At 64.1% G+C, this 25,779-nt stretch carries 15 protein-coding genes; 7 read left to right on the forward strand and 8 right to left on the reverse strand.

Features of this window, described 5'->3' with window-relative positions:
- Positions 1 to 11: 11 nt before the first annotated feature.
- The gene (locus tag K8374_RS13545) at positions 12 to 3,326 is read left to right on the forward strand and encodes a transporter substrate-binding domain-containing protein (RefSeq protein ID WP_224455984.1); all 3,315 of its coding nucleotides are present in this window, start codon (positions 12 to 14) and stop codon (positions 3,324 to 3,326) included.
- 19 nt (positions 3,327 to 3,345) lie between these two features.
- Here the strand turns inward: K8374_RS13545 and K8374_RS13550 are convergent, their stop codons facing one another.
- The gene (locus K8374_RS13550) at positions 3,346 to 4,365 is read right to left on the reverse strand and encodes a LacI family DNA-binding transcriptional regulator (protein ID WP_224455985.1); all 1,020 of its coding nucleotides are present in this window, start codon (positions 4,363 to 4,365) and stop codon (positions 3,346 to 3,348) included.
- A gap of 208 nt (positions 4,366 to 4,573) precedes the next feature.
- On the opposite strand from K8374_RS13550, the gene K8374_RS13555 reads away from it, so the two are divergent.
- From K8374_RS13555 to K8374_RS13565, 3 genes are all read left to right on the forward strand, one after another.
- Positions 4,574 to 5,113 carry a gluconokinase gene (locus K8374_RS13555; RefSeq protein WP_224455986.1) on the forward strand — a complete coding sequence of 180 codons (540 nt, stop codon included), beginning with the start codon at positions 4,574 to 4,576 and terminating at the stop codon, positions 5,111 to 5,113.
- A gap of 100 nt (positions 5,114 to 5,213) precedes the next feature.
- A complete protein-coding gene (locus K8374_RS13560; RefSeq protein ID WP_224455987.1) occupies positions 5,214 to 6,566 on the forward strand; it encodes a GntP family permease in 1,353 nt (450 codons plus the stop codon).
- 76 nt (positions 6,567 to 6,642) lie between these two features.
- Positions 6,643 to 6,960, forward strand: a complete 318-nt coding sequence (locus K8374_RS13565; RefSeq protein ID WP_224455988.1) for a hypothetical protein — start codon at positions 6,643 to 6,645, stop codon at positions 6,958 to 6,960.
- 62 nt (positions 6,961 to 7,022) lie between these two features.
- On the opposite strand, the gene K8374_RS13570 is transcribed toward K8374_RS13565, so the two are convergent.
- The 4 genes from K8374_RS13570 to K8374_RS13585 all read right to left on the reverse strand — a co-directional run bounded on the left by K8374_RS13570 (position 7,023) and on the right by K8374_RS13585 (position 12,361).
- Positions 7,023 to 8,447 (reverse strand): sigma-54-dependent transcriptional regulator, encoded by a 1,425-nt coding sequence (locus K8374_RS13570; RefSeq protein WP_224455989.1) that lies wholly within the window; start codon positions 8,445 to 8,447, stop codon positions 7,023 to 7,025.
- Positions 8,416 to 9,909, reverse strand: a complete 1,494-nt coding sequence (locus K8374_RS13575; RefSeq protein ID WP_224455990.1) for a sensor histidine kinase — start codon at positions 9,907 to 9,909, stop codon at positions 8,416 to 8,418. Before K8374_RS13575 ends, K8374_RS13570 begins: the two co-directional genes overlap by 32 nt.
- Before the next feature lie 281 nt (positions 9,910 to 10,190).
- Positions 10,191 to 11,645, reverse strand: a complete 1,455-nt coding sequence (locus K8374_RS13580; RefSeq protein WP_224455991.1) for a sensor histidine kinase — start codon at positions 11,643 to 11,645, stop codon at positions 10,191 to 10,193.
- Between the two features lie 107 nt (positions 11,646 to 11,752).
- Positions 11,753 to 12,361 carry a lytic transglycosylase domain-containing protein gene (locus tag K8374_RS13585; protein WP_224455992.1) on the reverse strand — a complete coding sequence of 203 codons (609 nt, stop codon included), beginning with the start codon at positions 12,359 to 12,361 and terminating at the stop codon, positions 11,753 to 11,755.
- A 183-nt stretch (positions 12,362 to 12,544) separates the two neighbouring features.
- Here K8374_RS13585 and gspG point away from each other — a divergent pair, with 183 nt between their 5' ends.
- Both gspG and K8374_RS13595 read left to right on the forward strand, forming a co-directional pair.
- Entirely contained in the window at positions 12,545 to 12,970 is a 426-nt protein-coding gene (gene gspG, locus K8374_RS13590; RefSeq protein WP_084858087.1) for a type II secretion system major pseudopilin GspG, read from the forward strand.
- 11 nt (positions 12,971 to 12,981) lie between these two features.
- Positions 12,982 to 14,172 (forward strand): type II secretion system F family protein, encoded by a 1,191-nt coding sequence (locus tag K8374_RS13595; RefSeq protein WP_224455993.1) that lies wholly within the window; start codon positions 12,982 to 12,984, stop codon positions 14,170 to 14,172.
- 114 nt (positions 14,173 to 14,286) lie between these two features.
- Here the strand turns inward: K8374_RS13595 and xerC are convergent, their stop codons facing one another.
- Positions 14,287 to 15,201, reverse strand: a complete 915-nt coding sequence (gene xerC / locus K8374_RS13600; protein ID WP_196145359.1) for a tyrosine recombinase XerC — start codon at positions 15,199 to 15,201, stop codon at positions 14,287 to 14,289.
- Positions 15,202 to 15,718: 517 nt separating this feature from the next.
- Between xerC and K8374_RS13605 the strand changes: the two genes are divergently transcribed.
- Positions 15,719 to 15,979, forward strand: coding sequence for a DUF1652 domain-containing protein (locus tag K8374_RS13605; protein WP_084858090.1), 261 nt, complete (start codon positions 15,719 to 15,721; stop codon positions 15,977 to 15,979).
- Here the strand turns inward: K8374_RS13605 and K8374_RS13610 are convergent.
- Together K8374_RS13610 and K8374_RS13615 are read right to left on the reverse strand one after the other, a co-directional pair.
- Positions 15,976 to 18,069 carry a putative bifunctional diguanylate cyclase/phosphodiesterase gene (locus K8374_RS13610; RefSeq protein WP_224455994.1) on the reverse strand — a complete coding sequence of 698 codons (2,094 nt, stop codon included), beginning with the start codon at positions 18,067 to 18,069 and terminating at the stop codon, positions 15,976 to 15,978. The two genes, K8374_RS13605 and K8374_RS13610, sit on opposite strands and share 4 nt — an antisense overlap.
- A 198-nt stretch (positions 18,070 to 18,267) precedes the next feature.
- On the reverse strand, positions 18,268 to 25,515 hold the full coding sequence (locus K8374_RS13615; protein WP_224455995.1) for a neuraminidase-like domain-containing protein: 7,248 nt from the start codon (positions 25,513 to 25,515) through the stop codon (positions 18,268 to 18,270).
- Between the last annotated feature and the right edge of the window lie 264 nt (positions 25,516 to 25,779).

The following is a 25,779-nucleotide window of genomic DNA, read 5'->3' on the forward strand; positions in this document are numbered from 1 at the left end:
ACGCACTCTGTATGAGAGGGGCACTGGGCGTTCTGCTATTGGGCTTATGCCTGGTAGCCACCTCGCCTGCGGCAAGCACGGACAGCGAGGCCCGCCACTTGCTGGCCCGGTCCCTGAGCGTCGCACCACCCTTGCCGTTGGACCCGGTCGATCGGCAATGGCTGGAGCGGCGCAAGGCCTTGGTGCTTGGGAGTTCGAAGCCGGACTACCCACCGTTCGAGATCAACACCAGCCTCACCGATTACGAAGGGATCAGCGCCGACTATGCCGGCCTGATCGCCGAACAGTTGGGTGTGGCGATCGAAGTCCGGCGCTTCCCCGATCGCCAGGCAGCCATCGAGGCACTCCACGCAGGCAGTATCGACCTGCTGGGCAGCTCGAATGCGTTCGAGGCCGCCGATGCCCAATTGGTGCTCAGCCAACCTTATGCCGATGACCTGCCGGTGATCGTCAGCCGGCAAGACCGGATGCTCGCCCGGCACGCCAAGGACCTGGCCGGCTTGCGCCTGGCGATGGTTGATCACTACCTGCCGGAGTCGGAGGTCCGCAAACAGTATCCCCAGGCGCAGCTACGCCTGTATCGCTCGACCCTGGCTGGGCTCTCCGCCGTGGCGCTGGGCGAGGTGGATGCCTACCTGGGCGATGCCATCAGCACCGACTACCTGGTTGGCAAGAGTCTGCAGGGCCTGGTGAAGATCGACCATTTCAGCCCGCTGGCAACGGATGTCTTCGCCTTTGCCCTGGCTCGCGACAACCCTCGCCTGCAGCGACTGGTCGATAGCGCCCTCGCCAGGATCAGTGACAGTGAACGGCTGGACATATTGCGCCGCTGGAGCACTGGCAACACCAGCCTGCTATTGAAAAACCACACTGGGGCCCTGACTGCCGAAGAGCAGGACTGGATCAAGCAAACCCCGAAAATTCGCGTACTGGTAAACAGTTCACTCGCCCCCCTGACCTTCAATGATGCCGCACATCACCCCAGCGGTATCACGATCGACCTGCTCAAGCAGATCCGCCTGTTGACCGGCCTGCGCTTCGAAATCGTCGAACGCGACTCGATCCAGGAAATGGTCGACCAGGTGGCCGAGGGCAAAGCCGAGATGATCGGCGCCCTGGGCTATGGCCCCGAGCGGGCGGCACGCCTGCGCTATACCCGCCCTTATCTGGTGAGCCCGAGGGTCCTGGTCACCCGCAGCGATGCTTACTGGGCCGGCGGCCCCACCGCCTTGGACGGGCGCCGGGTCGCGCTGCTGCGCGGCGCCCCACAGCGGGAGGCGCTGCGGCAGAAATACCCTCGGGCACGCCTGGTCGAGGTGGACACCCACCTGGAACTGATGGAAGCAGTGGCCAATGGCGAGGCGGATGTCGCGCTCAGTTCGCACATCAATGCCAGCTATTACATCGCCCATGTGTTCAAGAACACCTTGCGCATCGCCGGCCTGCAGAGTGACGAACCGGCGGTGGCGGCCTTCGCGGTGGCGCCCAACCAGCCACTGTTGCAATCGATCCTGAACAAGACACTGTTGAGCATACCGCCCGAGGAGCTGGATCAGGTGGTCAATCGCTGGCGCACCACCACCGTGGTCAGCGACAGCCCGTGGCGCAATTACCGCACCCTGGTCTTGCAAATCGTCGTGCTGGCCGTCCTGCTGCTGGCCGGCGTGGTGTTCTGGAACACCTACCTGCGCAAGCTCATTCACCAGCGCACCGAGGCCGAACGTGCCCTGCAGGCCCAGCTGGCCCTGAGCCGGAGCTTGCTGGAGCAATTGCGCCAGGCCAAAGACGACGCCGAGCAGGCCAGCCAGGCCAAGAGCACCTTCCTGGCGATCATGAGCCATGAAATCCGCACGCCCATGAATGCCGTGATAGGCCTGCTCGAACTGGCGCTGGAAGACAGCCGTCACGGCCGCAGCGACACACAGGCGCTACAAACCGCACACGGCTCGGCGGTAGGCCTGCTTGAGCTGATCGGCGACATCCTCGACATTTCGCGCATCGAGTCCGGCCATCTGACCCTGCAACCGGCGCCCACGGACCTGGTCGAGCTGGTCCGCTCGACCTTGCGTGTGTTCGAGGGCAATGCCCGCATCAAAGGCCTGCTTCTGCACGCCGAACTGCCCCAGGCTCCGGCCTGGCTGCAAGCCGATCCGGTGCGCCTGAAGCAGATTCTCTCCAACCTGATCAGCAATGCCATCAAGTTCACCGACCACGGCAGCGTGAAGGTCAGCCTGAGGCTTGCGCCGGATACGTCCGGGGCAACGGTTCGCGTGGCATTGGCCGTACAGGACACGGGTATCGGCATAAGCCCTGAGAACCAGGCGAGGCTATTCAATACCTTCGCCCAGGTAAACGGGACCCAGGCCCACCAGGGCGCAGGCTTGGGGCTGGTGATCAGCCGCACCCTGGCCGAGCTCATGGGTGGCCAGTTGCACCTGCAAAGCGTGGAAGGCATGGGCACCCGGATCGAAGTGGAGCTTTCCCTGCCGCCTGCCACGCCACTGCCCCGGCACGAACACCCCGAAGCCCCCCCATCACAGGCGAGCAGACCATTGAATATCCTGGTGGTCGACGACTATCCGGCCAACCTCCTGCTGCTGGACAAGCAGTTGACGACCCTGGGACATCGGGTCACCCTGGCCGAACACGGTGCGGCAGCCTTGGCGCTATGGGAAGCCGGCAGCTTCGATGTGGTGTTGACCGACTGCAGCATGCCCGTGATGGATGGCCATGAGCTGAGCCGGCGGATCCGCGCCCTGGAACGTGAGCGCAATTTGCCGCCTTGCCGGTTGCTTGGCATCACGGCCAATGCCCAGGCCGAGGAAAAGGCCCGGTGCCTGGCCAGCGGGATGGACGATTGCTTGTTCAAGCCCATCGGCCTGCAGGCACTCAAGGCCCACCTGCCCCAGGCGCGACCGCAGCCGTTGCCGACCTCCGAACCGCCAGCGCCTGAGGAACCCAGCCCGGTCGACGTCCCGACCACCGGCTTCAACCTCAATGAGCTGCGTCACCTGACCCAGGATGACGAGACACTCATTCGTCGCCTGCTGGATCAGCTTGCTCATAGCGCCAGCGAAGACCTCGCCGCGCTGCGGGCCCTGGGCGACACGCCCGAAGACGAAGCGACCCGCGCCCTGGCCCACCGTATCAAAGGGGGTGCCAAGATGCTCAAGGTCCGTGGCGTGGTAGGTGACTGCGAAGCGGTCGAGCACGCCATCGCCCAAGGCCAGCCAAGCGGGGCCGCGTTGCACCGCCTGGAAGCCAGCCTGGAAATCCTGCTGCAGGAGTTGCGGGAAAGTCTCGCCAGGCTCGATAGGTCGGCGTGATCCCTCGGCCTGCCCAACCTCAGGTGCTTTCGCGAACCATCAGCTCGAACCCCAGGTCCTGCTGCTCGGTCGCCACCCGCTTGCCGTCGAGCAGGGCCAGCAACGCCTGGGCCGCACCACGGCCGACAGCGGCCCTCGGCGTGCGGATCGAGGTCAGGCGCGGCACCATGTGTGCCGAGGCCGGCAGGTCGTTGAAGCCAACCATCGCCACCTGGTGCGGCACCTGAATCCCTTGGCGCAGCGCCTGCAGCACCGCGCCCTGGGCGAGGTCGTCGTTACAGAAGAAGATGCCATCCACGTCCGGCGACTGCGCAAGCAAGCGGCTGAATAGCTCGCTGCCAAGGGCGATGGATGAGGGCTGCGGCGCCAGCAGCTCCAGCTCCGGCGCGTGCAGGCCGGCTTCGGCCAGGGCCTGGCGAAAGCCCTCGGCGCGCTGCATCACCCGCGGGTCGAGCTGGGCGGCGATGAACGCCAGGCGCCGCCGGCCTCGCTCGATCAAGTGGCGTGCCGCTGCACGCCCGGCCTGCTGCTGGGAGAACCCCACCGACAGCTGGCCCGCCTCGCCGCCCAGCTCCATCATGTGCACGCAGGGCACACCGCTGGCCATCAGCATCTGCCGCGCGGCGTCGCTGCGCTCGAAGCCGGTGAGCAACATGCCGCAGGGCTGATAGGCCAGGTAGTTGCGGATAAGGTTTTCTTCTTCGGCAATGTCGTAGTGATAGTTGCCGATCAGCACTTCCAGCCCGCGCGGGCGCATCACCTCGTGGATCGCTTCGAGGGTATCGATGAACAGCTGGTTGGACAGCGATGGGATCAGCACCACCACCGATTGGCTGCGCGCCGACGCCAGTGCTCGCGCAGCCGGGTTGGCCACATAGCCAAGGCTGGCAGCGGCGAGCATGACTTTCTCGACCAGCTCCGGGGCGACGGTACTGACGCCGCGCAAGGCGCGCGACGCGGTGATGGGGGAAACGCCGGAGAGCCTGGCGACTTCTGCCAGAGTGGGGCGACCGGTGGTACGCGAGCCTGTGCGGGACATGGGAGTTGTAATTTTACTACTTGCCAGAAAGGGGAACGGCCACTAAGGTAGCGCTGTCTCAGGACACAGGCAACGTAAAACTTTAGCGGCTATGTGCCCAGCGTCCATACTGCGTGAAGACAAGACCAATAACACCCGGGAGGGTGGCGCTTGCAACCTCGTTTCGTCGTCAGCGAGACAGCGCTATCTTACCCCGCAGGAGGTACTGATGAACTCTCCCCTGTCTGCAATAGTGGTGATGGGTGTGGCTGGCTGCGGCAAGAGCTGCATCGGTTCGGCCATTGCCAGCACCAGCGGCGGTCGCCTGATCGAAGGCGATGCCTTTCACCCTGCCGAGAACATTCGCAAGATGAGCGCCGGCATTCCCCTGGACGACGATGACCGTGCTGGCTGGCTGGTGCGCCTGGGCCAGGAATTGCAAGCCACGCTCCAGGCCGGCGAACGCCCCATCCTCACCTGCTCGGCGCTCAAGCGCCGCTACCGCGAAACCCTACGTCAGGCCGTGCCGGGTCTTGGTTTCGTATTCCTCGAGCTGACCCCGGCCGAAGCCGAAAAACGCGTGCTCGCCCGCCCTGGCCACTTCATGCCGGCCAGCCTGATCGACAGCCAGTTCGCCGCCCTCGAGCCGCCCCATGGCGAACCGCTGACCCTGACGCTGGACGCCACCCAGCCGATCGAGACCCTGGCCCAAGCCGTAGACACCTGGCTAAAGCCCTGCGGTGACCGGAGACTGGCGCGAACTGCCTGATGCCGGCGGTTTTTCCGGCTCACCAAAGACAGCGCTGTCTCGACACCTGAGCGTGTCGAACGTTCCGCCAAAACAACGATAAGATCGAGGCACTTCAACCATGTTCGGACTGGCTACTGATACCTTCCTGCTGCTCGACGCCCTGGTGACCATCGTCGGGCTCATCCTGCTGATCACCCATTTCAAGGTCCACCCCTTCGTCGCCCTGACCCTGGCCGCGGGCTTTCTCGGCCTGACCTCCGGCATGCCGGTGGCCAAGGTCATGAAGTCGTTCCAGGACGGCTTCGGCGGCGTGCTCGGCTTCGTCGGCATCGTCCTGGCGCTGGGCACCATGCTCGGCAAGCTGATGGCCGATTCCGGCGGTGCCGACCAGATCGCCCAGACACTGATTCGCGCCTTCGGCAAGCAGAAGGTGCACTGGGCCATGATGTTCGCCGCCTTCCTGGTGGGGATCCCGCTGTTCTTCGAGATCGGCTTCGTGCTGCTCATCCCGCTGGTGTTCATCGTCGCCCGCCGCTCCGGGGTGTCCCTGGTGAAGATCGGCATCCCGCTGCTGGCCGGCCTGTCCGTGGTCCATGGCCTGGTACCGCCGCACCCGGGCCCGCTGTTGGCGATCGGTATTTTCCATGCCGATATCGGCAAGACCATCTTCTACGGCCTGCTGGTCGCGCTGCCGACCGCCGTGATCGCCGGCCCGCTGTTCGGTAATTTCATCTCTCGCTACATCCCCGGCAACCCGTCCCAGGAACTGATGGACCAGATCGCCCGGGAAACCGACCAGAAGAACCTGCCAAGCTTCGGCATCACCCTACTCACCGTGCTGTTGCCGGTGGCGCTGATGTTGCTCAAGACCTTTGCCGATGTGGTACTGCCGGCCGAACATATCGTGCGCCAGTGGATGGACCTGATCGGCCACCCGATCACTGCCCTGCTCGCTGCCCTGCTGCTGGCGTTCTACACCTTCGGTTCTGCCCGCGGCTTCTCGCGCCAGCAGATCATGAAGATGCTCGACCAGAGCTTGGCGCCCACCGCCGCCATCGTACTGATCGTCGGTGCCGGCGGCGGCTTCAAGCAGATGCTGGTGGACACCGGTGTCGGCAACGTGATCGGGCAGATGGCGGTACAGGCCGAGATCTCGCCGATCCTCCTGGCATGGCTGGTGGCGGCGGTGATCCGTATCGCCACCGGTTCGGCCACCGTGGCGACCATCACCGGCGCCGGCATCGTCGCTCCGGTGGTGGACCTGGTTCCCGGCGTGAACCGCGAACTGCTGGTGCTCGCCACCGGCGCGGGGTCGTTGATCCTGTCCCACGTCAACGACGCGGGTTTCTGGCTGGTCAAGCAGTACTTCAACATGACCGTGGCCGAAACGTTCAAGACCTGGAGCATGATGGAAACCATCCTTTCGGTGGTGGGCATCATCTTCATCATGCTGCTTTCGACGGTGGTCTGACCGTTCATCGTGGTGATGGCACCTTGCTGCAGGCCTGTAGCCCAAACCGGTACAGGTCATTTGCAAGGAGCCCCACATGAAACTGCACCACACCTGCCTGCTCGCCGCCCTGCTGGCCTCTCCCCTGGCCCTGGCGGCGGGCACTGGGCCGACCCACCCGGACGACCCGCACAGCCCCGCGCCCCAGCCCGGCGCCGACAGCACGCTCAACCCGATCGAAAAGCCCATGCCGCGCGACACCGACCCGCGGATCCAGGGCAATGACCCGGACAGCCCGCCCGCCGAACAGAACGACAATCGCGACCTGCCCGGGATGGATGGTGGCGGGTCGGAAGGGATGCGCGGGCATGGCGATGGCAGCGGGACGCGCGGTGGCGATAGCGGCCAGCCCTGAGGCGTGCGCACGGAACAACGCAAAACTGCTGGTTTTGCGGCGTCTATATCACGTGCCAAGCCTCACCACTGACGCTTGTCGGGCCGGGTCAACCCCAGCTTCTCGATCCGATAACGCAGCATGTCCCGCGATAACCCCAGCAGGCGCGCCGACTTGGTGACGTTCCAATCGGTCCGATCCAGGGTCTTGCACACCAGGTCGCGCTCCATGTCCGGCAGGCTGGTGCCAGGCTCCGGCTCCTGGCGCGGCAGCTCGAATGCTGCGGGCATCGGCTGGGCCATGGGTTCATCGACAAGCGTCATGCACAGGTTCAGCTGGTGGGCGGCGATCACGTCGCTGGGCGCCAGCAGCACGGTTTGCTCGAGCATGTTGCGCAGCTCGCGCACGTTGCCCGGCCAGCTGTAGGCGAGCATCAAGGCCTCGGCCTCGGCACTGAAGCGCAGGTTGGGCTTGCCATAGCGGCGGCCGTGATGGGCCAGGAAGTGCCGGGCCAGCAGTAGGATGTCCTGCCCTCGGGCATACAACCGCGGCACCTTCAGGGCAATGATGCGCAAGCGGAAGAACAGGTCGCGACGGAACTTGCCCTGCTGCACCATCTGCTCGAGGTTACAGTTGGTGGCACTGATCACCCGTAGGTCGACCTTGCGCTCCTTCACCGCACCAATGCGCCGAATGCTACGGTCTTCGAGGAGCTTGAGCAATTTGGCCTGAAGCACCAGGTCCATCTCGCCGATCTCATCGAGGAACAACGTACCGCCGTCGGCCGCCTCGACCAGGCCCACCCGGCGTTCCTTGGCGTCGGTGAACGCGCCTTTCTCATGGCCGAACAGTTCGGCCTCCAGGAGGTTGGCCGGGATCGAAGCGCAGTTGAACTCAATGAACGGGCCCTTGCTGCGCGCGCCATCGAAATGCAGCGCACGGGCCACCAGTTCCTTGCCAGTGCCTGTCTCGCCTTCGACCAGCACCGGCGGCAGGTCGTCGCTGGCCATGCGCCGCTCGGCATCGAGCAACTGGCGCAGGGTGTGCTTGAGGCTCTGCATCACCGGCGATTCGCCGATCAAAGCCTGCAACCCGGATTTCTGCGCCTCGCGCTCCTGGTAGAACGACAAGGTACGCTCCATCCGCTCGGCGGCCAACGCCTTGTCCAGCATCAGCTTGAGCTCAGCGAGCACCACCGGCTTGGTCAGGTAGTGGAAGGCGCCCTCCTTCATCGCCAGCACGGCATCTTCCACGTTGCCGTAGCCGGTCATCATGATCACTTTCAGGTCCGGCGCCTGGGCCACCAGATTGCGCAGCAAGTCGTGGCCGCTCATGCCCGGCAATGAGTTGTCGGTCAGCACTGCGTCGGGCAGGCCCTGCCGAATCTGCTCCAATGCCTGCTCGGCGCTATGGCAGACCGTGACCTCGAAGCCCTTCAGGCCCAAGTATGTGCGTATGTTGTCAGCGAGGATCTCGTCATCCTCGACCACCAGAATGCTGGGCCCCATGGTCCCCTCCCGCTGCGATATTGAAAACAAGGCTGACGCGGGTTCCTTCCTCTTCGCGGCTGCTCAAGCTGACCGAGCCGCCAAAGCGTTCCATGATGCGCTTGACCAGGGCCAGGCCAACACCGAGGCCGCCCTGCTTGGTGGTGAAGAACGGCTTGAAGACCATTCGCTCCTGTTGCTGGCTCATGCCTTTGCCGGTATCGCTGAGCACCAGCTTCACCTGCTGACCCTCCAGGTTGCTGACCTCGGCGCACAACAGGCCGCCCTTGGGCATGGCCTCCAGGGCATTGGCGAACAGGCTGTTGAGGATCTGGGTCAACTGCAACGGCTGGCTGGCCACCCAAAGCTGGGTGGGCCCTTCGAAGCTGAACTGCACGCCGTTGCGTTCGATCTGCTGCAGGAACGCCAGCCGGGTGTCCTCGATTGCCGCTACCAGGTCCACCGCCTCGGGCTCGTCGCTGGTCGGGCGCAGCGACACCAGCAGGTCACGCACCCAGCGCGACATGCGGTCGACCTGGCTGATGATGTCGGCGATGTTCTTGCGCGCCGGCTCGCTGGCGATTTCCTGGGCCAGTTCGGCACTGGAGCGGATATTGGCCAGCGGGTTGCGCAGGCTGTGAGCCACCGCCGAGGACATCTCGCCAAGGGCGACATAGGTCTCGCTGGCCACCAGACAGTCCTGCTGGTGGCGGAGCATGCCGGCGGCGCGGCGCACGATCCAGAACAGGCCAAAATAGACCAGCGCCCCGCCCAGCAAGGTCGACACCCAGATCAGCACGTAGCCGCGCTGGATACGCCGGACCAGGTCCTGGGGCTCTTTGTAGATCTCGACCATCGACAACACCTGCTCGCCCTGGCTGTCGAACAGCGGGATGTAGTTCTCGATGAACAGGTACTGCGGCTCACGCTGGAACTTCTGCTCCTCGCGGTCCTCGTCGGCCTTGTGGTAGCTGGCCGACACCGGTTTGCGCGAATGGAAGGCGTGGTCCAGGTCGTCGTCCTCGGCGATGCGCTTGCCTAGCAATGCCGGGTTGGTCGACCAGACGATCGTGCGATCGTGGGCATAGACATTGGCCAGCAACGTATCAGGCAGGTGCTCGACATGGTCGAGGAATTCCACCCGGGTCGACTTGACCAGCGCCGGCGCGATCTGCAAGTGCTGCGCGTCCAGCCGCGGGTCGAGCAACTCACCCATGGTGGTGCCGGGCGGCAATTGCGAATGACGGACCTCGGCCTGGGCCATGGCCTGGATGAACTGGGCAGTGAGCATCGCGTCGCGCTCGACGCTGTCGCGCACCACGAAGCGGGTGGAGAAGTAACCCAGCCCACCGGCCACGGCGGCGATCACCAGCAGACTGATCACCGAAAACCAACGTAGCAAGTTGAATTCACGCAGCGGCGCGGCCAACCCGCTCGAGCCAGGCGCCGTCTTGTCGGGAACATCATGATCCAGCGTCTGCATGGTGGGGTTCCCGCTCTGAGGTCTTCATCAACGGCGTCGCTACCGCCCGTAGCAAGGTGATAGCACTTTGCCTATTGCGCTGCCGCCGCCGTCTGTCGCCAAAGGGCTCAGCAAGAAATCGGCCAATCCAGTTCGAAAACTAAATATTCATATAAAACAGTAGGTTATGAAATATTTATAACCCTGACTCGAGGTCGGTGACCCACAATTGGGTATTCTTCACCCAAAAAACAAAACACATTAAAAAACAATTGGTTATATAAACTAAATGCCGCTTTGCTTTAACTCTTGATCAGCCGAAAGCTCAAGGAAACGTTCGTACCCACGCCCTCCCGGCTGCTCAGCCGGACCGAGCCACCGAAGCGCTCCATGATCCGCTTGACCAACACCAGCCCAACCCCAAGCCCACCTTGCTTGGTGGTGAAGAAAGGCCGGAAGGCCATGCGCTGCTGTTGTTCGCTCATGCCTCTGCCGGTGTCCGAAACCCGCAAGGTCAGGCTGCGACGGTCCTGGCGTACCACCTCCACTCGCAACTGGCCGCCTTGCTCCATCGACTCCAGGGCATTGGCGATCAGGCTGTTGAAGATCTGCCCCAGCAACACCGGATGCCCGAGCACCTGGAGCGGCGGCAAGGGCTTGAGATCCAGGCTCACACCATTGCGCCCCAGCGGCACGGCGAAGGCCTGCAAGCTGTCCTGGAGCGTTTGCGACAGGTCCACGGGGACCGCATCGTCGTTGAGCGGGCGCAGCGATTGCAGCAGTTGGCGCACCCACTGGGACATTCGATCGACCTGGCTGATGATGTCGTTGATGTTCTTCTGCGCCGGCCCTTCGTCGAACGCCTGGGCCAGTTCGGCGCTGGAACGGATGCTGGCCAGCGGGTTGCGCAGGCTGTGAGCGACCGCCGAGGACATCTCCCCCAGCGCCACGAAGGTCTCGTTGCTGATCAGCCGCTTCTGCTGCACCGCCATCACTCGGGCGGCACGCCGCATGATGCCGTACAGGCCCAGGTAGACCAGGCTCGCCCCGATGGCGATGGCCAGCCAGATCAGCAGCAGGCCGTGTTCGATGCGCACGATCAGGTCATGGGGTTCCTTGTAGATCTCGACCATGGCCGCGACCCGCTGGCCGTCGGCGTCGAACAGCGGAATATAGTTCTCGATGAACAGCTGCTTGGGTGGGGTCACGAATTTCTGCTCGCTGCGTGCATCGTCGAAATCGTGGTAGCTGGCCGACACCTGCATCTTGTATTCGAAGGCACGCTCAAGGTCGTCATCGGACTCGATCATCTTGCCGATCAACGCCGGGTTGCTCGACCAGATCACCGTACGGTCGGGCGCATAGATATTGGCCAGCAGCACATCCGGCAAATGGGCGATATGGTCAAGGAACTCGCCACGGGCGCGGCGCCGTGCATCCGGGTCGACATCGGGCATGGCCAGGTCCATGCGCGAATCGAGCAGTTCGCCCATGGTGCGCACATTGGGGATGGACACGTGGCGCACTTCGGCGTCGGCGATGGCTTGGATGAACTGCGCGGAGAGCAGCGCATCGCGTTCGACGCTCTCATTGATGATGAAACGGCTGGAAATCAGGCCCAAACCCACAGCCACCGAGACGATGATCGCCAGGCTGACCCAGGCATACCAGCGCAACAGGTCGAACGGCTTATGGGCCGTACCGCCATCACCACTTGCGGGCACTTCGAGTGTGTCGGAACGTGGGGCGAGGTCCATGACGGACTCCAACGGCTGGGGCACCTTCTGAAGGTTATAGCCCAGAGTTGGGGGTTCGCCCGCTGCTCACCGAACAGGTTCCTGGCAAAAAGCCACACGCCTCGCCTTCACCACCCGCTGTAGAGCGGCGCATCCTCGGCCAGCCCCTGCAAGCGGCGGTAGTCACGCAGTACATTGGGCACGTACTTCTGCGTCTCGGCGAACGGCGGCACCACCCGCCCCCGGCTGAGCACAGCTTCCGGGCCGGCATTGTAGGCGGCCACGGCCAGCGTTATGTCGTTGTCGAACAACGTGAGCATGCGCTTGAGGTAACGCGCACCGCCTTGCAGGTTGGCCGCGGGGTCGAGCACATCCTTGACGCCCATTTCCTTCGCCGTGCCGGGCATCAGTTGCATGAGCCCAGCCGCGCCCTGGGGCGAGCGCGCCTTGGGGTTGTAGCCGGACTCGGCCTTGATCAGCGCATGCAGCAGCGCTTGGGGCACGCCATGGGTACGCGCGGCGGCGGCCACCAGGTCAGCATAGGGGCGCCCGGTGATCAGTTGCGCATCGACAGGCCCAGGGTGGGCCTGGGGTTCGCTGATGATCTTTTCATAGTGCCGCCCTGGTCGATGCACGTTGGACAGCACATAGCCGCCCTTGGCATCGATGGCGATGTACATGTCGGCCTGGGCAGCACCTGCCGCCAACCAGACCAACACCAGGATGATTCCACGCATGTCGGCTGCCTCCCCGTCGTGGCCCCCGATGTGGGGGAAATGCCCCGGAAAACCCGAGGTTTCCAGCTGCGACGCAAGCACTGTGCCGCTTGCCATGGCCCATGGCGCAAGGGCCCGAGCCAGACGTGCACGGCTGTTGCATGGCGAAGGCGAACCTGCCCGAACGCACTGGAGGGTTTCACCATGCAGCGCAGATCCATCACCCAACGCGGCTTCACCCTGCTCGAACTGTTGGTGGTCCTGGTGGTGCTCGGCCTTCTGGCCGGCATCGTCGCCCCTAAGTACTTCAGCCAGCTCGGCCGCTCGGAGGCCAAGGTCGCCCGGGCGCAGATCGAAGGCCTGGGCAAGGCACTGGACCTGTACCGCCTGGAGGTCGGCCATTACCCCAGCAGCGAGCAGGGCTTGCAGGCATTGGTAACTGCACCGAGCGGCGAACAACGCTGGTCGGGCCCCTACTTGCAGAAGGCCGTGCCTCAGGACCCCTGGGGGCGCCCCTATATCTACCGTCAACCCGGTGAGAACGGCGGCGAGTACGACCTGCTCTCGATGGGCAAGGATGGCCAGCCCGGCGGAGACGGAGAAAATGCCGAAATCACCAGCTGGCAATGAGGAGAGCCGCCATGCGCTACAGCCTCAAGGCCCTGGGCCGGCAGGGCATCGTCCAATTGCAGGTCGAGGCCGAGGATGCCGGCCAGGCGCGGCGTCACGCCGAGGCCCAAGGCCTGCGGGTGGTCAGCCTGCGCAGCCAGGGCGGCGGCTTGCACTCGCTGCCTTGGCGCCGCACGGCACGTTTCGACCTGGTGTTGTTCAGCCAGGAACTGGGCACCTTGCTCAGTGCCGGCCTGCCACTGATAGAAGCTCTGGAGAGCCTGGCCGAAAAGGCCCCCACCCCTTCGGCGCGCCAGGTCCTGGAAGCCTTGGTACGCCAGCTCTACGAGGGCCACTCGCTATCCCAGGCCCTCGGCCAGCAGGCGAAGATATTCCCCGCCCTGTATGTAGCACTGGTGCAGTCGAGCGAGCGCACCGGCGCGCTGGGCGATGCGTTGGCACGCTATATCGGTTACCGGCAACGCCTGGACCTGGTTCGGCAGAAGCTGGTCGGAGCCTCGGTCTATCCGTTGCTGCTGTTGCTGGTGGGCGGCGGTGTGGTGTTGTTCCTGCTCGGCTACGTGGTGCCTCGCTTCAGCCTGGTATTCGAGGGCATGGGCAGCGAGCTGCCTTGGCTGTCGCGCCTCTTGATGCAGGTCGGCCTGTTCCTGCATGCGCAGCAGCTGCCCCTGGCATCGGCGGCACTGGGTGGCCTTTGCGCCTTGGCGCTGCTGCGACGCCACCCTGCCGTACGCCGCTGGGCCAGCCGCCAGTTGCGGCGCCTGCCGGCCTTGCACCAGCGCCTGGTGATGTATGAGCTTGCCCGCTTCTATCGCTCGCTGGGCATTCTCTTGCAAGGCGGCATCCCCATCCTCACCGCCATGGGCATGGCCCGAGGCCTGCTCGGCAGCGCCGCTGCACAAGGCCTGGAACAGGCGTGCCGACGCGTGGGCGAAGGCCTGCCGCTGTCCGATGCGCTGGAGGGGGGGCAGCTGGTGACGCCGGTGTCGCTACGCCTGCTGCGGGCGGGCGAGCGCTCAGGCAACCTGGGCGAGATGCTCGAGCGCTGCGCCGACTTCCATGACCAGGAGATCGGCCGCTGGGTGGAATGGTTCGTGCGCCTGTTCGAGCCGTTGCTGATGACCTTCATCGGGCTGCTGATCGGCCTGATCGTGATCCTCATGTACATGCCGATCTTCGAGCTGGCTTCAAGTATTCATTGAAACCCACGCCGGCCCTGAAGACCGGGCTCGCCCGGCTTGCCGCCGCTGCACACCCGATCGCGGGACAAGCCCGCAGAGGGTCATGCCGAGCTCAACAGTGTGGGAGCAGCCCGGTCAGTAGTCGAAGCGGTCCACCGCCCGACGCCGCTCGTTGTCGTCACGCCGGTCATAGCTGGCGGTGGTCTGGATATTGGCGTGGTGCGCCAGCTTCTGAGCAATCGACAGGTCATGCTCCTCGATCACCCGGGTAATGAATGCCCGGCGGAAATCGTGGGGCATGATCTTCACCCCCACCTGAGACCCACGCTGGCGAGCGATGTAGTAGATCGCATGCTTGGTGATGCGCGCCCGGGTAATGTGGCTGCCGCGCCGGATACGGTTGAACAGGAACGCATCATCGGCCTCGCCCGCCGGCAGGTGCGCGCGGCGCAGGTCCAGCCAGGCCTGCAGCTTCTCAAAGGCCCAGGCCGGTGCGTACTTGATCAGCTGCCGGTTGCCCTTGCCCACTACCTGCAGGCTGCGTGCCTGGAAGTCCACCTGGGCCAGGTCGATGTCCACCGATTCGGACTTGCGCATGCCCGTGCCATACAACAGCGCGATGATCGCGGCATCGCGCACGCCCTGTGGGCGCGGGTCGGCCGCGCACACGTCCATCAGCTCGCGGATCAGGCTGCGGCGCAGGTTGCGCCCCGGCGGCAGGCGGCTGCCGCTGGCCGGTTTGACCTCGCGGATGTGCAGCAGCTTTTCATGGTCTATCAGCCCCTGGCGCCACGCTTCGTTCATCACGCCACGTACCGCGTTCACATACAACGACGAGGTATTGGGCGCATAGCCATCGGCGCGCAGCGCCGCCACCAGGGCGACCACATGGCCAGGCTCGAGCAGGTGCCACGGCACTTCGGTGATATCGCAGTCGACGAAACCCAGGCGGTCGGCCGCGTCCTGGAGGATATAGCGCATGGTCAGCTGGCTGGAGGGGGCCAGGCGGGCCAGGTACTGCAGCAGAGGATTGTGCAGGTGATCGGACAAAACGTGGATCCTGTAGCGGGAGCTTCGAGCAGGGTATGACATGAAGCGAGTCATTACGACTGGGTTAATAAATCAGCGCGACAACAAAAATGGACAGGTCGTTGAGACCCAGGCCGTGCCATCACCCCCGATATTCAGGGGCTGCCGGCGGCACGGTTGGTGATGGTACCCCATTAGCCGCCCACTGTTCGAACCGAGGATCGCCCCATGCTCATCCCGTCGGATTGCTGTACCTGATGCGGGTGGCGACCTGCCAGGTGGACCGCTGGTCTGAAAGTGCAGCATTTCTCGATCAATGGCCGGAACCTCCAGACCGGCCGGTTTTGCCCCGAAAAAACGTTTGCCCCAGCGGCTTGCGCCGCGCGGCCAGCCACCGCTCGCCTGTGACGTACGTCAAGCAATGGCATTTTTGTCATGTTCGGCGCGAGACACTGGCGATACAGGTGCTATGGTTAGATTCCCACCGGCCGAGTGAGCGGCCGATCACCGGGTTCAGGATCAGAACAAGGAGGCTGGCATGAACAAGATGACGTTCCCCAACGCCTGCCAGGTGATGCGCTGGCATTTTCACCCATTGGGCTTCGAGGCCAGTATGGATGCCCCCCGCAGCATGGTGGCACGGCTGTTCGACCGCGCGACCGGCGAGACCCTGCTGGCCATTGCCGGCATCCCCTGCGCCGCGATCATGCCCGCAGCGGATGTGGAACGTATCATCGAAGCCGTCGAGGCCGAGATGGAAGCGTTCGAACCTTCCTATGTCCTGCGGGACGCGGTCTAGCCAGCCCGAACCTCGTCGCCAGGCTGGCCCATGGCATCTAGCCGTGCCATGAACTGCTCGGCCGGCACGGGCTGGCCGAGCAGGTACCCCTGCAACGAATCGCAACCCAGCCGGGTGAGGAACTCCTGCTGGCGATTGGTCTCCACGCCTTCGGCGACGATGCGCAGGTCCAGGGCTTGGCCCAGGGCGACGATGGCCGAGACGATCGCCGCATCGTCGCTATCCTGCTCCAGGTCGCGGACGAACCCGCGGTCGATCTTCAGCTCGTTGGCCGGCAGGCGCTTGAGGTACATCAGGCTGGAATAGCCCGTGCCGAAGTCGTCGATGGACAGATCCACTCCCATGCCGGACAGTTTCTGCAGTACCGCCAGGCTGGCATCGGCGTCGCGCATGGCGGTGGTCTCGGTGATCTCCAGGGTCAGGCGATTGGCCGGCAAGTTGTTGTCCTGCAGCGCGCGGGCCACGCTGTCGACCAGCCCGATATGACAGAACTGAATGGGCGACAGGTTCACCGCAATGCGCCAGTCGCTGCGCCCTTGGTCAAGCCACACCCGCATCTGCCGGCAGGCTTCGTCGAGCACCCAGTCACCGATCGGGATGATCAACCCGGTCTTTTCCGCAAGGCCGATGAAACGGTCCGGCAATAGCAGGCCATGTTGCGGGTGCTCCCAGCGCAGCAGCGCCTCGGCACCGATCGGCTGGCGGGCAACAGCATCGAACTTGGGCTGGTAGTGCAGGCGGAACTGGCCGTGCTGCAGGGCCGCACGCAGGTCCTGCAACAGCTGCAGTTGCTGGCGTGCATTGGTGTTCATGGAAACATCGAAGAAACTGTAGCCGTTCTTGCCGGCGCTCTTGGCGTGGTACATGGCAGCATCGGCGTTGCGCAGCAGTTCGTGCTGGTCTTGCCCGTTGCCGGGGTACAGGACGATGCCCACGCTCGCCGACAGCTGCAGGTCATGCTCGGCCACCCGGTAGGGCCGGGCGACCAGGTCGACCTGCTTGGCTGCCACGTCCATGGCATCGGCCGGTTCGTCCAGCGCCACCAGCAGGACGAACTCGTCGCCACCGATACGCGCCAGGGTGTCCTGGCTGTGCAAATGACCACGCAGGCGCGCCGCCACGGCCTTGAGCAGTTGGTCGCCGACATGGTGGCCAAAGGCATCGTTGACCGGCTTGAAGCCATCCAGGTCGATGAACATCAGGGCGAAACAGCCGCCCTGCTCCGCGACCTTGCTGATCGCCTGCTCGATGCGCTCGGCCAACAGGGTGCGGTTGGGCAGGCCGGTCAGGGTGTCGTGCAGGGCCAGCTGGGTCAGCTCCTGGTTGGCCAGGGTCAGCGAATGCGCCAGTGCCGAGGTACGCGCCTCCAGGCGCGCATCCAGCACCGAGGTGAGCAGCGCCACCGCCAGCACCGCCAAGGTGGTGATCAATACCAGGTAGGCCAGGCCGTCGCCGCGCAGGCCACCGGCCAGCGCGCCACAGAAACTGCCTTCCGGGAAACTGGCTGCCGCCATGCCGGTATAGTGCATGCCCACGATGGCGATGCCCATCACCACCGCTGCGGCACCTCGGATATGACGCACGTAGGGCGTATGCTGACGCAGACGGAAGGCGATCCACAGCGCCGCCGCCGAAGCCCCGACGGCGATGCCCAGGGACACGCCGAACAACGTCGGGTCGTAGTCGATGCCTGGCAGCATGCGCAGGGCCGCCATGCCGGTGTAATGCATGCTGGCGATCCCGCCGCCCATGATCACGGCACCCAGGCCCAACTGCAGCCAGGGCAGGTGCGGCTGGCTCACCAACCACAGGGCGAAGGCCGATGACAGCACGGCGATCAGCAACGACAACGCGGTCAGGGTCAGGTCATACCCAAGTTCGATGGGCAGGCTGAAGGCGAGCATGCCGATGAAGTGCATCGACCAGATGCCGACGCCCAGGGCGAAAGCCCCTCCTCCCATCCACAGGTAGGCCGCACGGCCCTTGGCCGTGGCGATGCGACCGGTGAGGTCCAGGGCGGTGTAGGACGCCAGGATGGCCACACACAACGAGATCAACACAAGGGAAGAGGAGTAGCTACCGATCAGCATTCGAATCCCAGCCAGCGCTGTACATGAGTCCGGAAAAAGCCGCTCATTGTACTGGAGCGCGGGTGAAACGCACGGGCTTTCGAGAAGAGGGATAGCTGGACGAAAAGGCCGCGCAGCCCATCGGATTGCGCGGCATCGCACCACGAACGCGCCGTGGTTGCAGGAGAGCAAGGGAGGGGTTGCCCCTCCCCGCCTTGTTCAGCGCACGGTGAATTGCACGTGCACGATGATGTCGCTCAGGCTTTCCAGCAGGCTTTGCTGGTCGCCTTGGGCCTCGGTAAAGCTCAAGGTCATCACGGTATCGGCACCTGGTTGGTTGTCATCGGCGCCAGCTTCTGCAATGTGCAACCCTTCGAAAGGCAGCCACTGGGCGCCCCACCGCGGGTGGGAGTCACCACCATCCGGCGAGAACAACCCCTTGTCCTGCATGCCATGGGAGATCACGGTCTCCTCGCAGCCATTCGGCAGCCCCTGGGCATTCGTGCGCAAGCGCGCCCGCACATCCTGGTAGGGGCCGAGCAGTGCCGGCAGGGAGACGGCGATGCTGCGCACCCTGCGCACTTTGCCGGCGAAATCGCCTGCCAGGCCCAGCTCCTTGAGGCCGAAATGGACAGCCAAGGCACCGGTACTGGCCATTTCCAGCTTGCTCAATGGCAGATCCTTGACCGGAATGTCCGACTCACCCTCATTATCGATCAGCGTGCGCAGGGCGCCATTGAGCGTCCGGGGACGTTCGTCCTGATCCGTGCCGAGCCGGCCTTCGAAGAGCTGAGCCAACGACACCGTACGGGTCACCTCCAACTCTCGCTTCTGCCATTTCACCCAGGCATTTTCCATCTGGCCCAGGGCCAACATCAGCCCTTCGCCACACAGCAGCCCGGCCCAGGCGCCATTCCAGGTGCCGGTGCGCAGGTAGCGTGTGTTGTCACCCATTTCCCATTGCAGCGCCTTCTGCGCCATCATGCAGCGCGACGCGGTCAGGTCGTAGTAGGTATAGAAAATCGTCGCCAGACGCGAGCGCAGCCAGCTGTACATCTTCTTGCCGGTGAACTTGCCACGCAGCAACTCCAGCTGTGCCTGGGCATGGGCCGCCTGGGTCTGCATATGAGCAATCTGCATGTTGGCCGAGGTCTCGCGCACGTCCAAAGCGTCGAGCTGGGCCTGGATGACGTTCATTTCCTGCTCTGCTGCCTTGTACTGGATCTCCCAGTCCTGGCGCCGACGGCGGTACATCTCCTCCTGGCCGACCCGCCACGAGGCAGTCTCAAGCGCATCGGACGCCAGGTCTGAGGCAATGGCCGCGGCCTTGAATGCAGCCCCCCAGTGGCTACCACCGTTGGCCAGACCAAAGATATTCGGCGCCGATTCTGCGAGCGAGGCCGCCATATGCAACCCCTTGGTAGCGGCTCTGATGGTCTGGGACGAGGTGGACATATCCAACACCATGCGTTCGCGAGCATTGATGTCTTCTTCGTAAAGCCGATGGTAGTGGCTATAACGCAAGCTGGCGGTTACGTAGGAAGCCGTTAACACGTCACGCTCGGCTGCCAGTTCATTCACGGTTTGCTGCTGCAGCTTCACACTGCTTTGCGCCAGCTCCACACCTTGGGTATTGAGCAGTTCTGCCAATGCCTCGGCATCCTGGCGCTCCAAGATGTTCTGCATGGTGCTGCCGAATTGGATGAGCTGGGAGGCCATGGTCCGCGCCCCTTCCATCAGCGGAATGAAACGCAACGCCGGCACGTTGTCGATGGGCGGCAAGGCATTGGCCCCGCCCGCCTCGGCAGCCACCGCGTCGGCCCACAAGGCCTTCGGGTCCGCCGGCGTGGCGTACAGCGCCAGGTTCAGTGGCTGGCCATCCAGCGTCAGGTTGTGCCGCAGGTTATACAGGCGGATGCGCAGCGCTTCCCAGTATTCCAGCAGCATGCGGTTGGCCTCGGGCAGGAACAGCGTCCTGCCGGCCTCGGCGCGTGCCGGCCCCGCAGCGCGCAGCTTCACCACGTCCTCGGCGCGTATGCCTTCGGCCATCATCGCCAAGGCGTCCATGCGATCGTCCAGTACCTGTTGCGAGGCCGCATCGCCCAGCTGCGGGTCGTCCCAGTCGGTGCTCGGCTCGATCCATGGTTCGTCGCCCAGCAGGCGCAAGGCGCGCTGGTACCACACCTTCGCTTCGCTCAGGGTGTCGCGTTCGAGCTTGCGATACGCCGCATCGCCGCGCCCCAGGGTGATGTCCAGCAAGCGCATGAAGGCGTTGAGCTTGTAGTGCATCGGGTCGTTCTGTGCCACGGCGTCCGGGTCCAGCACCGCCAGCGGCTCGTCGTTCCAGGCGGTGTCTTCCTCCAGTGGGCGCACATTCCACAGTCGTGGCGTGTAATGGCCATTCACCGTGTAGCCAGCCGGGTTGAAGATGTACTTGAGCCATTGCTCGGCCAGGTCGAAGCGCTCTTCCTGCAGGAAGCGCTGCATCACCATCATCGGCGTGTAGTAGAACAGTTCCCAGAAATACAGGGCGTTGGCACCCCCGAAGTCCATCATCGGGCTGGCATCGCTGCCCTCGATGACCGGTTCCGGCATCTGCTGGGTGTCGTAGCTGAGGATGGTGTCGATGCCTAAAGCCGCACGCTCGGTGAGCTTGCGGGCGAACAGCGTGTTGAGCCGGGTGACCGAGGTACCGCGCTTGAAGTACTGGGCCCCTTCGGCGGTTTCGCCGATGATGGGGCTTTTCACCGAGGTGACCGCTGCGAGCCTCGCTCCCCATTCGGCCGGACGGGTCTCGGTACCGGGTTGCTTGTACAGATTGATCCGCCAGTGGCGTTGCACTTCGCCGACCGTCAGGGTCATCGTGTGCGAAACTTGATCCTTACCAGACCACTCCGACATCCGACCAATGTCCAGAACGCTGGAGAACTTAGCCTGCTGCGCACCCAGGGCCAGATCGAAATCGACCTTCGCGGTCTCACTGACAGATCTTGTTTCATCGACGCCATAGACGATACGGCGAATATCCGACTTGCCGACCTTGCCCGGCGGATTCAAATAGCGGCTAGGCGTTACCAGCTCTCGGCTCATCCCGCTGTATTCGAGCAACTTCGCGACATTGACTTCGTGACTGACAAAGCTGCTGCCATATCGGAACTTTATATTTATCGCAGACAGCGGATAGTTAGCGGTGTTTATCTTGAATCTGCAAAGAATGTAGCCCGATTCGTGACGGACCCCAGTCCCCACCCCCACGGGCACATCATAAACATCGGCAATGGTCGAAAAAAAGACGCCAAAATTGCTGAGCTGCGCAAAACTGACGCACAGGTACCCCCAGTCCTCTGCATTCTCATGGCGGACCAGGAAGGCGCCCTCCTGAGTCAGCGCCAACGCTCTGACTGGGGTGGTTTGCATGGCAAGCCCCTCGAAGCCCTTGACCAGCTTGGTGATCCAGGGGTTGGCGACCTCCGGACGCACGGCCTCCACCGACAGCGTGGTATCCAGGCGCAGGCTATAAGTACCCTCTTGGGTAGCGGAGGTGTCGATGACCCTCACGCTCGCATCGGACAGGTCGAACGACACGAAATCCGTCGGTTTTCCAGACGCAGGCGTGATGTCCTTCGCCACGGGCCGGTCTTGGCGATCGAACACGCTGCACAGCCCCGTATGCAGGGCCGTGTCCAGCCAATGCGGGACTTGCTGCAGGTCATTCAATAGCGCAATCGACGTGCTGGTGAAATCCTCCCGGATCTCGATGCCGCCGTACTCCTTGGCCTCGTCACCGGCGCCGACGCCCCGATCATAGATACCGGCCACCAGGGCGTTCAGCCCTGACAGGTTGACCAGGAACAGCGAGAGGTTTTCACGGGACTCGACCGACTCCAGTTCTTTCACGTTCTCGGCCGACATCGGGTAGCTCAGCGGCGCACTCCAGGTCCCGTCATAGCGCAGCCATGCCAGCTTGTAGGCCCACACATGTTCCTTCTGGTCTGGCTGGCCCTGTTCGTTGCGGGTCAGGATATGCTCCTGCCGCTCCACCCACATCAGATACAAGCGCTCGTTGTAGATCACCGGCCGGATCAGCCGGCCCACCACCTGGGGCGCCAGATCGATCTTGGTCCAGCCGCGCCAGGCGTTGGCCGGCAGCGCGCCGGTGTCCTTGTCACGCTTGCTCTCGTCCACCGTCCGCCACCAGTACTCGCGCGGCTCGCCGCGGCTGCGGCCGATGAACCAGGTCTTGTCCAGCGCCGAGTCGGCCTCCTGCGGCTCCCGGCCGTTGTAGTAGCCGCTGATCGTCTCCAGGTTGGCCACTTCCTCGAAAGCACTGAGGTAGCCGTGGAAGGCATCGCCCACCGTATCGCCGTTGATCTGTGCCTGCCCCAGCACTTGCAGCATGTCGTCCATCGCCTTGGTCTGGCCCAGGCGTACGGTCGGGTCGATGTAGTTCTCCGGGTAGTACATCAGCATCTGCCCCGCCGACCAGGTGGCGTAGCGGGCGTTCCAGCGGGTCCAGTCTCGGAAGAACGGACGGTCCAGCGCGGCGCTGTTGAGGCCGTGCTTGTCCTCAGGCTCCGACAAGGTGCGGTGGATGAACAGTTGCAGCGCCGCCATCGCCTCGGCGATACGCGAGGTCGTCACCTGGGCACTGTTCAGGCTGTCGAGCAACAGGTGCTGGTTCAGGCGCTCCACACCCAGGTTGCCGCGCGCGGCCAGCACACCGGCCAGCGCCTTGCTCAGCGGCGCCTCGGTCGCGGCCTGCGCACGCTTGACCTGCGACGGGCTCAGCCCCGCTTCGACACTGTTCGCCAGGGCTTGCCACTGAGCCCACGCCTCTGGGGACACCAGTAACGTCGCCAGGGTCTCGGGTCGCACGCCCAGCGTTGTCGCCAGGTCGGTCCATTGCCGGACCACGGCGATCTCCTGCCAATTGGCCAGGGCCGAGGCGTTTTCGACATCCCGTTTCAGGGCTGCCTGCCTGGCGGCCTCGGCGACCACCCCTTCTGCCTGGCCGGTGGCCGTGGCCAGCAGCGCTGGCGTTACGCCTTCGGCCACCAGCGCAGCCATCAGCGCGCTCGCCGACTCTGGCCGTGCTTTCAGCCAGGTGCTGAAGTCCGTCAGGGCCTCGACCGTGGCCACGCTGCGCTTCAGGGTCGCGTTGCCCCCTGCGCCTTCCACGGCCTCGGCGCCCAACACATGGGGTTGCGTCACCAGCACAGCCAGGACGTCGGCGGTCACGCCGCTGGCGTGCACGATCAGGGCCATCTGGGCCAGGCCGTAGGTGAAGGCGATTATCTGGGGATCGGCTACCGGGTCGGAAGGCTCTTCTGGCTCTTCCGACGCTTCTGGATCTTCCGATTTCAGGCGCTCGCCCACCTCTTGCAGCGAAAGCCCACCGGGCTTGCCACGGTCCGCCCAGATCAGCAGGGCCCGGGCCGCGGTTTCACCGCTCAGGCCAAAGGTCGAGGCGATCAGCGGAGTCAGTGCGCGCAGGTAGTCTTCCATGACGGGCTCGCCAGGCAGTTCAGCATTGGCGAGCGCCGCTTGCATTTCCTTGATCAGGTTGGTGATCTCGGGGCTCGGAGGAATATCGCCCACGTCCCGGGTCATCAGCACCAGGTCAGAGACCGTCCAGCCACGAGCCTGCAGCCAACTGGCCAGGTGCTCCACGCAGCCCAGCAAACGCAACCACTCGGCAGTGTCCGCCTGGCGCAGGTACCGCGGCGCGCCGAAGGTCTCCAGCAGCAGCCCCAGCTCGCCAGGCGCCAGACCATGCAGGCGCGCCCACAGGCTCAGGGTGTAGAGGCCGGACAAGTCCTCGTGCGTGGTGGCGAAGCGCACCTCATCGTCTTCTGCATCGCTGGCCTGCGCCTCCAGCGCCAGGAAGCGGCCCAGCTGGTACAGCCCTTCGTCGTCCACCTGACAGGCGCGCTTGAGTGTGGCCTTGATGTCGGCCTGCTCCGCGGCCTGGTCGGGACGCAGGTCGATCACGACGTAGTCGGCCGGGTCCAGCCCCCCTTCGACCAGCGCGGGGTCGTTGAACAGCCGGTCGTATTGGCTCAGCTCGCCGCCCCGGGCGGTCACGGCGATCAGTTGCCGGCCCATGACCAGCGCCTGTTCATGAGGGATGGCGTAACGTTTGGCCAAACGCACGGTCTGCGTCAGCACCGCCAGCGATCGCTCGCTGATGGCCAGCGGGTCCACGCTGTGGAGGATGCGCGCCAGCGCCTCGGCCCCAAGGCCGGTGGCCTTGTGCAGCCTGATCACCTTGTTGAGCCTGAGCAGGAACTGTGCCGGCGCAAGCTTCGGCGTGGTGAAACGGGCGCTCAGCACACGGCCCTGGTCGGTGGCGTGGGTGAACTTGATCCGGTAGCTGGCATAGGAGCGATCTTCGTTCGGTCCCTTCCATTCGAATGCATAGCGGTAGTCGGTGTCCGGCACGAAGGCCTCGACCTCGAGCATCTGGGGCGACACCCTCAGGTGGTGCACTTCTTCCAGGATGAACTCGATCGCCCCGGCCTGCTTGAGGCTGAAGCTCAACTCCCAGCGATCGCCGCCCAGGAAGAACAGGTAGGCGTAATGGATCGCCGTGCTGGCCGAGCCCACGCCCAACTGGTAGGTCACGCCCTCGCGATTGAGCAGCTCGGAGACATGCGTTTGCGGCCCCAGGCGCTCGTCCTCGACCTGGGCGCCGCCGTCGATGAAGGCCTTCAGTTCCGGGTCGCTCAAACCAAACCAATCGCGGAGACGGGCCGGGCGCAGCATGTCCTGGGGCACGGTGCCGGGGAAATAGGTCGCGAACTTTTCGTCGGCGTTTTCATCGGTGATCTCATCGGTCAACAGCCCGTACAGCGCGGGTGGGATATCGTGGCAGAGCCCGGCCAGCGACGGCGCCGCGAAGTGCTTGGCGACGTCGGTTGCTGCCCATAGGTGCTTGAAGTCCGGGTCTTTCAGGCGGTAAGCCTGGCGCAGGCGAGTGTGCTGATGGTGATAAGGCGTGGCGCCGAAGCCTACCTGGCTCGACAAGCCTTCGAGGGTGTCGCCGTGCTCGCCCAGCCGCTCCATCAGGATAGCGTTGGACAGGCTCAGGGCGCTGACCGGTGTGTCCAGGTTCACCTGGCTCAGCACCAAGTGCTTCAAGTCAGGACGACGTGTGTCGATATGCCATGGATTGCCTTCGGGGTAGAGCTTTTTCGCTTCCCGGTACAGGGTTGTCAGGTAGGCCGCTGGCGAGAACATCGAGGCGACGCTGCCTGGGGCGGCAAACTTCGCTGCGCGGCCCCCGAACCATTCTTTGTAGTCATCCAACGAAACGTCCGGATGCTGGATGCCGCGCTTGATCGCCTGGGGCAACAGCGGCGAGGCACGGGTGAGGATTTTCTTTTCCAGCAGTACCGCATCCTGGTTGGCCTTGATCGCGGCCGCGTGCAGCGCCTGCACGTCGCTCGACGTCAGTGTATCGTCCAACTCGCGCAACTGCGCACAACTAAGAAGACCAACAGGTGCCAATGAACGAACACCGGTTTTCGCACATATCGCAACCGGCGGCTGAGTATTTTGCGGCATCAATCTATATCCTTTCCATATATGGCCTTGCGACTTGTTCAAACCAAGCAACCTCACGCCCCCAGTCGGTGCGCGGAAAGTTATTTGGTTTAAAGAATGCACCCGACTTCGTGGCCGCTTGCGGGTTGTAAAACCGCACAACGCCATACATCACGGATGCATGTA

The organism is Pseudomonas sp. p1(2021b), assembly GCF_020151015.1.
GTDB lineage: Bacteria > Pseudomonadota > Gammaproteobacteria > Pseudomonadales > Pseudomonadaceae > Aquipseudomonas > Aquipseudomonas putida_K.

Excerpts from the sequence above, each read along its gene's own strand:
- K8374_RS13545 (WP_224455984.1), top strand. The coding sequence starts at position 12 with ATGAGAGGGGCACTGGGCGTTCTGCTATTGGGCTTATGCCTGGTAGCC.
- K8374_RS13550 (WP_224455985.1), bottom strand. The coding sequence starts at position 4,365 with ATGTCCCGCACAGGCTCGCGTACCACCGGTCGCCCCACTCTGGCAGAA.
- K8374_RS13555 (WP_224455986.1), top strand. The coding sequence starts at position 4,574 with ATGAACTCTCCCCTGTCTGCAATAGTGGTGATGGGTGTGGCTGGCTGC.
- K8374_RS13560 (WP_224455987.1), top strand. The coding sequence starts at position 5,214 with ATGTTCGGACTGGCTACTGATACCTTCCTGCTGCTCGACGCCCTGGTG.
- K8374_RS13565 (WP_224455988.1), top strand. The coding sequence starts at position 6,643 with ATGAAACTGCACCACACCTGCCTGCTCGCCGCCCTGCTGGCCTCTCCC.
- K8374_RS13570 (WP_224455989.1), bottom strand. The coding sequence starts at position 8,447 with ATGGGGCCCAGCATTCTGGTGGTCGAGGATGACGAGATCCTCGCTGAC.
- K8374_RS13575 (WP_224455990.1), bottom strand. The coding sequence starts at position 9,909 with ATGCAGACGCTGGATCATGATGTTCCCGACAAGACGGCGCCTGGCTCG.
- K8374_RS13580 (WP_224455991.1), bottom strand. The coding sequence starts at position 11,645 with ATGGACCTCGCCCCACGTTCCGACACACTCGAAGTGCCCGCAAGTGGT.
- K8374_RS13585 (WP_224455992.1), bottom strand. The coding sequence starts at position 12,361 with ATGCGTGGAATCATCCTGGTGTTGGTCTGGTTGGCGGCAGGTGCTGCC.
- gspG (WP_084858087.1), top strand. The coding sequence starts at position 12,545 with ATGCAGCGCAGATCCATCACCCAACGCGGCTTCACCCTGCTCGAACTG.
- K8374_RS13595 (WP_224455993.1), top strand. The coding sequence starts at position 12,982 with ATGCGCTACAGCCTCAAGGCCCTGGGCCGGCAGGGCATCGTCCAATTG.
- K8374_RS13605 (WP_084858090.1), top strand. The coding sequence starts at position 15,719 with ATGAACAAGATGACGTTCCCCAACGCCTGCCAGGTGATGCGCTGGCAT.
- K8374_RS13610 (WP_224455994.1), bottom strand. The coding sequence starts at position 18,069 with ATGCTGATCGGTAGCTACTCCTCTTCCCTTGTGTTGATCTCGTTGTGT.